This window comes from Herbidospora yilanensis (assembly GCF_001570565.1).
Classification (GTDB): Bacteria; Actinomycetota; Actinomycetes; order Streptosporangiales; family Streptosporangiaceae; genus Herbidospora; species Herbidospora yilanensis.
Genome location: NZ_BBXE01000060.1, coordinates 1 through 8,688, shown reverse-complemented (window position 1 = coordinate 8,688; position 8,688 = coordinate 1). Strand labels below are relative to the sequence as shown.

Annotated in this window: 3 protein-coding genes and 1 pseudogene; all 4 read left to right on the top strand. The window is 62.3% G+C overall.

All coding sequences use genetic code 11. The annotated features are described in order from the left end of the window. The first annotated feature begins 327 nt into the window (after positions 1 to 327). Positions 328 to 5,001, top strand: a complete 4,674-nt coding sequence (locus AW273_RS37715) for an NACHT domain-containing protein (RefSeq protein WP_157556494.1) — start codon at positions 328 to 330, stop codon at positions 4,999 to 5,001. A gap of 242 nt (positions 5,002 to 5,243) precedes the next feature. Further along, positions 5,244 to 5,912 carry a phosphotransferase gene (locus AW273_RS39460; protein WP_369409355.1) on the top strand — a complete coding sequence of 223 codons (669 nt, stop codon included), beginning with the start codon at positions 5,244 to 5,246 and terminating at the stop codon, positions 5,910 to 5,912. A gap of 107 nt (positions 5,913 to 6,019) precedes the next feature. After that, positions 6,020 to 7,309: an AlbA family DNA-binding domain-containing protein gene (locus AW273_RS35670; protein ID WP_083950311.1), complete on the top strand. Its 1,290-nt coding sequence runs from the start codon at positions 6,020 to 6,022 to the stop codon at positions 7,307 to 7,309. A 558-nt stretch (positions 7,310 to 7,867) separates the two neighbouring features. After that, positions 7,868 to 8,688, top strand: a pseudogene (locus AW273_RS35665) (hypothetical protein); the annotation flags it as partial.

The window sequence follows — 8,688 nt, the reverse complement described above, 5'->3', positions numbered from 1 at the left end:
AGGGTGCTGTGGAGTGAGAGCGGTCACGAACACACAACAGTCGGCGCGCATGCCTCAGAGAACGCCATGGGTGTCGTAGGTACCTGATATCGCATGAGGTAGGGGATCGTGCGAAGCGTTCCCGGCGTTGGTGTACGTGATAGGGAAGCGATGACACATTCTTCGGCGGGCGGATCAGGTACTGCTGGTGGAGTTCGGCATGAGGGTCGGTGCCTGGCGTGGGCGGCCGCCCACATGCTCACTGAGACGCCTCTTCCGAGTTGGGCCTCCGGCCAAAATGTAATCGCTCTCGGCGGCCAGACTGGTCGGCCCGTCGATGACGTGGGTGTGCTGACCGACGCCGAAGGATGGGTTTGCGTTCAGGCGAAAAAGAAGCTCGCATGCAGCGAGGACAAGGCGAGTGATCTTGCTGCCGCCCTTGATCAACACGTGGCGATCGCCAATAGCGGAGTCCCTGATCGACCGCCGCTTCAAGATCGTTTGCGCCTGATCGACCCTCATGTTGATCGTGTGTTGATCGTGACTGACGAGACGGCGCCGAACGCGATTCGGGTGGCGATGGCTTCGCTCGTAGACCGCCTGCGCACCTGGCCGGACGGTGTTCCCTTGGACGAGGCCGCCGTCAATGCTCCGGAGCGCGGGGCTCTGAAGGTGTTGCGTACTCACCTATGGCGGTCGTGGCGCAACAGTCATGGCACGGACCTCGACGAGGCGACTCTCCGAGAGCTTCTCCGCCCGCTTGCGATTCATGCGCTTGACCTGAGATCTGATGGCAGCGATACCCGCGCCCTCCTCCCGGATTTGCGGGATCTCCTTGAGGAACCCGAACGGGTGTCAGACCTATGGGTAGCACTGGGAGAAATCGGTCAGACGTTGGCCGTTGAACGGACGTGGTTTCGACGCTCCGACCTCGTCCGTGAACTCGAGACGCGGAAATTCCATCTCACGCCGGTGGCGAGGCTTCGTCGTGATGTCCAGAGACTTCGAGAGATCACTGCCGGAAATGTCGCATCACCGCCTACGAATCTCGCGATCACTACGCCCGACGGCCCGGTGGAGATACCTCGTACGGTCTCATCGGCTTTAACCGCCTCGACCGGCAATGTCGCAGTTGCCGGCGACCCCGGCGTTGGCAAGTCGGTTGTGCTTCACCGATTCGCGGTCACGAGCGGGGCCGACGGTACTGATGTCGTCTACTTGACTGCTGATCAGTTGAGGGGAACCGCCGGAGAGACTCGCGTCGAGCTGAACTTGAACCATGACCTCTCTGATGTGCTGTCCGGCTGGACGGGATCTAGGCCGGCACTGTTGCTCCTCGACGGAGTAGATCAATCCAGAGGCGTCGATGCCGCGGCATGGCTCCCGAACTTCGCCCAGCGCCTGCTCGGTACGCGATGGAGGATTATCGCCAGCATTCGATCATTCGATCTTCGCCACGGTCGGCGCTGGCAGGCAATGTTTCCGGGTCATCCGATCGATGCTGGCCACGCCGATTCGGAACTTTCCGGGGTCGCCCACCTCGTCGTGGGGAATCTCACGTCCGAGGACATCGCGACAGTACGTTCGAGCGGACCGGCGATGCGGCGGATCCTAGACACCCCCAGCGATCGTCTGTCGGAACTGCTGTCTAATCCTTTCAATCTGAATCTTGTTGGCGAACTGATCAAAGCCGAGCCGGATATGGACTTCTCAAGGGTGGGGAGCCGGCTAGATCTTCTCGACAGATACTGGCGGCTCCGGGTTCGTGAAGCTCCGCAGGGGCGAGTACGGCAGCAGGTGCTGCGAGAACTCGTGCGCGCGATGGTTAAGGCGCGGTCCCAGCACACACGCGATCACGTTCTGAATGACTCTGGGATGCTAACGGTCCTCGGCGACCTGCTTCACGATGGAGTGCTCAGGGAAGTCTCAGCCAGTCGGTGGTCCCAAGACTCGCTGATCGGATTCGCTCATCCCGTGTTGTTCGACTACGCGGCATCGATTACCACCCTTGGTGACACCAACGTGGCCATTAGTATTGCCGACGCACTCGACGCCGATCCAGATCTCTCCATGGTCCTTCGTCCGAGCCTCGACTACCGGCTGGCTATCGCCTGGCATGGCGATCCCACCCGGGCCGAATATTGGCTTCTCGCTCTGCGTCTCATGGCCGACCATTCCGGCCACATCTTGGCAGCTGCGGCAGCCGCCGACATCGCGGCCCGTGAACTACGCGGAGGGACTGAACTGGAGCAACTCAGCTCTGCATGTATTGCTCCGGTTGGGACGGCAGGCTGGACGGTCGACGATGCAAGAGGACTTGCGTTCCTCGTCGCTGCTGGAATCGGTGTGCGGGGCGCCAGTCCGATCGCTCTGGATGCTTTTGGTGATCTTCTCTTGGCCTTAGCGCTTCATGCTCAGGAGGTTGACGATCCAGGTCTGGCTCTGCTGACGACACAGTTGAGTCTCCGCGCCGCAGGTGACCGTCCGCCATCACCGGGCACTCACGCAGCCCGTTGCTGGGTGCAGGCCACTCTGGTCGCCATAAGGATGGCCATGGCCGACGTTAACGATCCCCGCCGGACCCACCTCGCTGATATCGGCGGCCCGGCCCTCGCCATGGCCGCAGTGCTCGATCTAGAAGAATGCGCCGATACTATTCGCCAGGTCATCTCGGAACCGGTATTGCGCGGACTAGGCGTCGGGGTTATACGGCAGCTGCTCGACAAAATACCTGATATTGCAGTGCAAGACGGTGAACTAGCCTTCAATATTGGCTCAAGCGTGTGGTCGTTCGAAGATGACCGATCACAGCGGACATACATGCTCGCTAGCCGAATCTTGCCGTTGACTTCGAATCGACAACAGGACCTGGAGGGCGCCCAGTATCGGGTTGGGCAGAAGTTCGCGGCTTTTGCAGAGTCAGATATTGTGGCGGCAACTCGGCTGCTCATGAAGATCATTGAAGAGCGCCCCGCGCGCTATCCGTACGACTCCATACCGCAGACAGATAGCCGCCCTCGAGTTCGCTATGGAGAGGATCTTCGGTTCTTCGGTGGGCACCATATCCTGCCTAAAATGGTGGAAAATCTCGTCGATCGCCTGGACGAACTCGCTGGGACTCGCAACGAAGTAACCAGTCAGGCCATCGCAGTCCTTATCGACCGACTCGCCCATTCTGGAGTGTGGAATCGTCTTCTAGGGCGGGCCGCAAGAACTGAGTCTTACCTTTCCATCCATCTACTTCCAGCTCTCGTAGGACCAGCGCTTTTCGCTTTCGGCGCGACGTGGGCAGCGGCAGGCCATTTGGCGGTACGTCTTTCCCCCATGCTTTCTCCCGCCCAACATCAAGCATTGGAGAGGGCTATTATCGAGGCGACCGAGCCCGGTGGCGACGGTTCAGAATCCGGGCGAGACTATTCTCGCAGTCGCCGTGACGTTCTGCTGAGTGCATTCGATTCACGACGAATCGTCGATGACGCGGCCAAGAGCCATCTCGATGATCTCAGGGAAAGTGGCAGGCTGGTCCATCCTCTGCCGCCCGTCGAAATTGACGATGAAGAGATGGATTTCGTCGGAGAGTCCGAGCAGGACAGCCCTACCTCATCGCCCCTGGTAAGCCTTATGCGTGAGGCTGGCGAAGCGCTTGCGCAGGTCAATAGTTCAGATGGGCGAGATGCTGCATACCCGCGGCTCTTGGCAGTCTGGCCACTGCTTCTAGAAAGTCATACCGATGGGTCCGAGGCCGCAGATATTGGAGATCTCTTGATCCGAATTGCGCCACAGATCTCTCGTCTTCCCGCTGTTCTTCCTGACACTCTGATCGGCCAGCAGGTCCTCGCTATCGTGCAGGCAGCAATGCCTGGCCCCGTCAGTACGCACAGCGGGCTCGGAATTAACAGTCATAGGCTAGCGAGTTGGGGAGAAACACCACAGACCAATGCCCTAACGGCGGCCGGAATCCTCATTTCCCGGCCCGAGTGGAGGCAAGCCCATGGCGCCCAGCTCGGGGAGGACTTGCTCTGTCATCTTGACGGCGGCGAATGGATATATCGCTATCTCAGCATCAGGGCGCTCCCGAATATCTACACGGATACCGACGAGTTGTTGGCCGAGGCGGAGCGCCGGCTTGCCTCCGAACCTGATCAGCACATTGCCGCGACGCTTATCGAGGCGGTGGTTCGACACCTCCATAGTAGACCCCACGATGTGGACCAGATCTTCGCGAGGCTTTCTGCTCTACGCGGTTCGCCATACCTGCTCGATCCTGGACCTGAGACAGCTGAACTCCATGATAAGTTGGCAGGTTTCGTCGTTCAATGCCTGACAATTCTTTCAGTCAGACATTCAACCCCTTTCGCTGAAGCGACAGTACGAGTATGGCTTTCGGACCCCATCGGCCATCCTGCCTCGGTGAAGACGATTGCTATATGCTTGCGTGGACTTCTGAATCCATCAGAGACGTCACTGAGAGATGTGCAACAAAAATCATTTGAGCTGCTGATGCTCGCAGCCTCAGCATTAAGAAATGCTTCAGACATGAAAGGCGCTGCTTCCGAAAATAGCGCCATGGAAGCCGTGTCTGTTGCAGAAAATATTTCACAACAGGTATATTTCGCAAGTGGCGCCTTCGACCGAGGTGACACTGACGCAAGAGAGTACGGCGACCTCAGTGTCTTCTCCAGACTCGCGCTTCCTCTTTTGGAAAGCCTCGGCCATATCCAAGACCCAGGGGTCACGCACCACATTGTCCAAACTGCCGAACACCTTGGGAGTGCACAACCCAAGTCGGCTCTCCTGCTGGCTGTTCGCTCGGTCACCGCAGACGCTGCCTATGTTCAAGAGCAGCTCGGCCTCGACGCGGTCCTCGACCTGATCACACGCTATCTGGCCGACCATAGAAGCGTTGTGCTGGATGACCCAGACTGCATCACAGCCGTCCGAAAACTACTCGAACGATTCGTCAGGGTCGGCTGGCCACGTGCCGTTCAAATGGCTGAGCGGATGGACGAGTTATTCCGATGACGGCGTCCTTAAGCCGATGAGGTATGCCTGACTACTCCATCGGGTCGGCAAATTCTGTGGCCTTCTATTTTGTTGGACTGCCTGAACTCGCCACGGCCGGCGTTCAAGGCGCCGACCTACGATCAGGACTCAAGACGAGATCTTCGCGGGAGTGCTCCCGTGGGTGAACCAGCATGCCCAACGGCCCCTGGCTGCGGAGAGCGGGCGCCGCTTCGTCTGCCGCCTCAGGACCGTGACGTCGCATGAACGACACCAATCTTGAGATCACCGCGGACGTGGTTCGCGCCCTGCTGCTGGAGCAGCATCCAGACCTCGTAGGGCGGCTGGCCATCCGTGAGGTGGAGGGCGGCTGGGGCAACCAGATGTGGCGCCTCGGGGATGAGCTGGCAGTGCGCATGCAGCGGATGGACTCCACCCCGGCGCTTCAGCTTAAGGAGCGTCGGCGGCAACCCGTGCTGGCCTCGCGCCTGCCGCTCCCGGTGCCGACCCCGGTAGGAGCGTCGGCGGCAACCCGTGCTGGCCTCGCGCCTGCCGCTCCCGGTGCCGACCCCGGTGCGGTTTGGGGAACCGTCCGAGCGGTTCCCCAGCACTGGACCGTGATGACGTGGGTTTCCGGCGAGCCGCTGGACCACGGCTCGATCAGTCGCGCCGCCCACCCGGCCGACACCCTGGCGAGCTTCCTGCGAGCGCTCCATGTGAGGCGCCCGCCGAGGCACCGATCAGTACGAACCGCGGTGCTCATCCCAGGAGCTGCACGGCCGGCTTTGAGAACCTCCTCCAGGCCGTCGCCCTCGATGACGTTGCCGCTGATGTCCGGGCCGTCTGGGACGACGCGGTCGTGGCTGGCGTGTGGGAGGGCCCGCCGGTGTGGGTGCAAGGCGACCTCCATCCAGCCAACGTCGTCGAGTTGACCCTAAGGAGTGGTTCCGGTGGAAACTAGTGCTGATACTCGACGGCTCGCCGGTCGGCGGAAATAAACAGACCGCGTTCGCCGCCGTTCGATGGATACGCTCGGCCAATGCCTGTCACATGGTCACAAATCCACGCTGCCCTCGGTGAGTCGCCCACCGAGCTGACCTTCGACATGGTCAAGGCCGCGGTCGATCAGAAGGTGACCGAGACGGACGATCTCGACTGGAAAGCCGCCCTCCCCGGCAAGGAAGAACCACTTCTACAGGAGTACGCCAAAGACATCGCCGCCATGGCCAACACCAGAGGCGGCCTGATCGTCTACGGCGTCGAGGAGGAACGAGGCACCGGCCGGGCGAAGGCGATCGCCAGCGTGGACATCTCGGAGACGGCACAGCGGCGACTGCGCAAGCTGGCCATCAGCCGCCTCCATCCGCACGTGGCGGGTCTTCAGGTCATCCCTCTGGCCAGCGCCGACGGCTCCGAAACCGTCCTGGTCCTCTCCATCCCCCGCAGCCCGGACGCTCCCCACATCATCGGCCAGGGCGAAAAGCTGGGCGTCCCCTACCGGCACGGCCCCGAAACCGAGTGGATGCGCGAGCCGGATCTGGAACGGGCCTATGCCGAGCGGTTCGCGGCCCGCACGATGGCGTCCACCCGCCTCACCGACATGGTCGGTGAGGTCAGCGAGCAGCTCGACCTGGAGCAGGCCGCGTGGATCGTCGGGGTGGCCACCCCGCGCACGCCTCTGCCCGCGATTGCAGGTCCGCCGGCACGTGGCACGGTCACGGCGATCCTCGAGTCGGTGTTGAAGCGCACCTTGGAGATAGTGCCGACGGAAAGGTATGACCGCTTCCAAGTCGTGCGCGAACTCGGATCGGCCGCGCTCAACCCTGGAGTTGGTCTCCGCCGGTGGGTCGTCGAAACCAATCCGGGCTTGGAACCTGATCGCCGTGCCGACTTCGTCCGGGTCGAACTGCACCATGACGGGTCGATCGCGCTGGCCGCCGCGTTGGAAGGGTGGTACGGGGAACGCCAGGAGGGAACCAACCGCGTGCCGGCCGCTATGGTCGAGTCCTTCACCGCCGACTTCGTCGCGACGGCCGAGACCTATGGCCGTCATTTGGGTTCGCAAGGCGTTCTGACCATGCGCGTCGAACTGGTCCGCGACGAGGAAGCCGGATGGCCGTTCAGCGTTGTCAGCGACCGGACCGTCGGAGGCTTCTCGACGAACAAGCTCCAGGTTCCGGCCGGTGCGCGGACTGTGCGTCGCTTCCGGCCGATCACGACCGAGATCTCGACGGCGGCCGACCTGGAGAACCTCCAGTCGGTGGCCCGGGCCATGGCCGAGGACATCCTCCACCAGTTCAACATGACGGGGCTGTCGCTGCACAGATAACCCGCATCACCGGGCTCCCTGGCGGGAGGCGCCGCATCCGGGCGGGAAGCAGCCACTCATCCGGCCGGATACGACGAGACGCGGTCCTGAGGCACGACGCTCAGAATTAGACCAAATGCCTTTGCCGGACTCACGGAACAATGCGGAGTACCAGACGATGGTCGGTAACCCCAAGAAGGTCGCGTACTCGCGTGGGTTGCCAAGCGAGCTGAGCTGCCAGGTCATTCGTAGTGTGCCCTTCTGCTCCGTTACGAGTCCGAAGGCTTGCCGGAGGAGGATGGAAGTTCTCCCGGGTAGCCGGTAATCGGCTCGGCCGTAAAGCTGGGTTGGCTCCGGAGTTCGTGGAGTCGCTGGTAGCACGCGGTCTGCCCAGACCCCGACGCAGGGCGTGACCAGTGCCTTGGCCACCAGCAGCAGCGGCGAGACCTTCACCTCGGCGAAGTCGGGCAACTCCCGGAGTTGGCGCACCCCGTCGAGCACCACTTCGGTCGGCACGTGCAGCCCGGGCGAGGGGCGTACTCAGCGGTTCTGTCGGTGGGGGTCGGCATGATGCGGGGTGTGACTGACTACGTTCTGTCGAACCTCGGTCCACAGCGTTTCGAAGCCCTCGCGCAGGCCATTGCCCTCGACGTGCTGGGGCCCTCCGTCGAGCTCTTCGGAGACGGCCCCGACGGAGGCCGCGAGGCTTCGTTCGAGGGGCTGGGCTCCTTCCCGACCCCTGAGAACCCGTGGCGCGGCTACGGCGTGCTTCAGGCCAAGTTCCGCAAGCGGAGAGATGATCCGGCTAAAGAGGCCTCCTGGCTGATTGACCAGATATCGAGGGAACTGCGGGCCTGGGCCGATCAGGGATCCAACCGGGTCAGGAAGGGGCGCGTCCCCGACTATCTGGTCATCGTGACTAACGTGACGCTGTCGGGGCTGCCGGGGAACGGAGGGATCGAGCGGGTCGACGCCGCCATCAGGGATCAGATCGGGAAGCTGAACCTTCCGATCAAGGAGTGGGTTGTCTGGCACCACAAGAAGATCTGTGGCTTCCTCGACGACCGTGAGTCCATCCGGCACGCCTACGCCGACGCTGTGCTTCCCGGCGACGTCCTGGCCCGTCTCTACGACCACGTGCGACGGCAGGACGAAGCTGTCCGTCCGGTGGGTCTCCCGAAGGAACCGCGTGCCCTGGTCGGGCGGGAGACCGAAACAGCCCAGGCGCTGACGTGGCTGGAGACGCGGGAACCCGTCGTGGTGACCGGCCCGCCGGGTATCGGAAAGAGCGCGGTCGCGCTGCGGATCGCCCGGCTGGGCGCTGGCGCCTATCCCGACGGGCAGTTCCGCGTCGACCTCGGGCTCACCGGCGACCTGGTGCCAGAGCTACTCCACGTGCT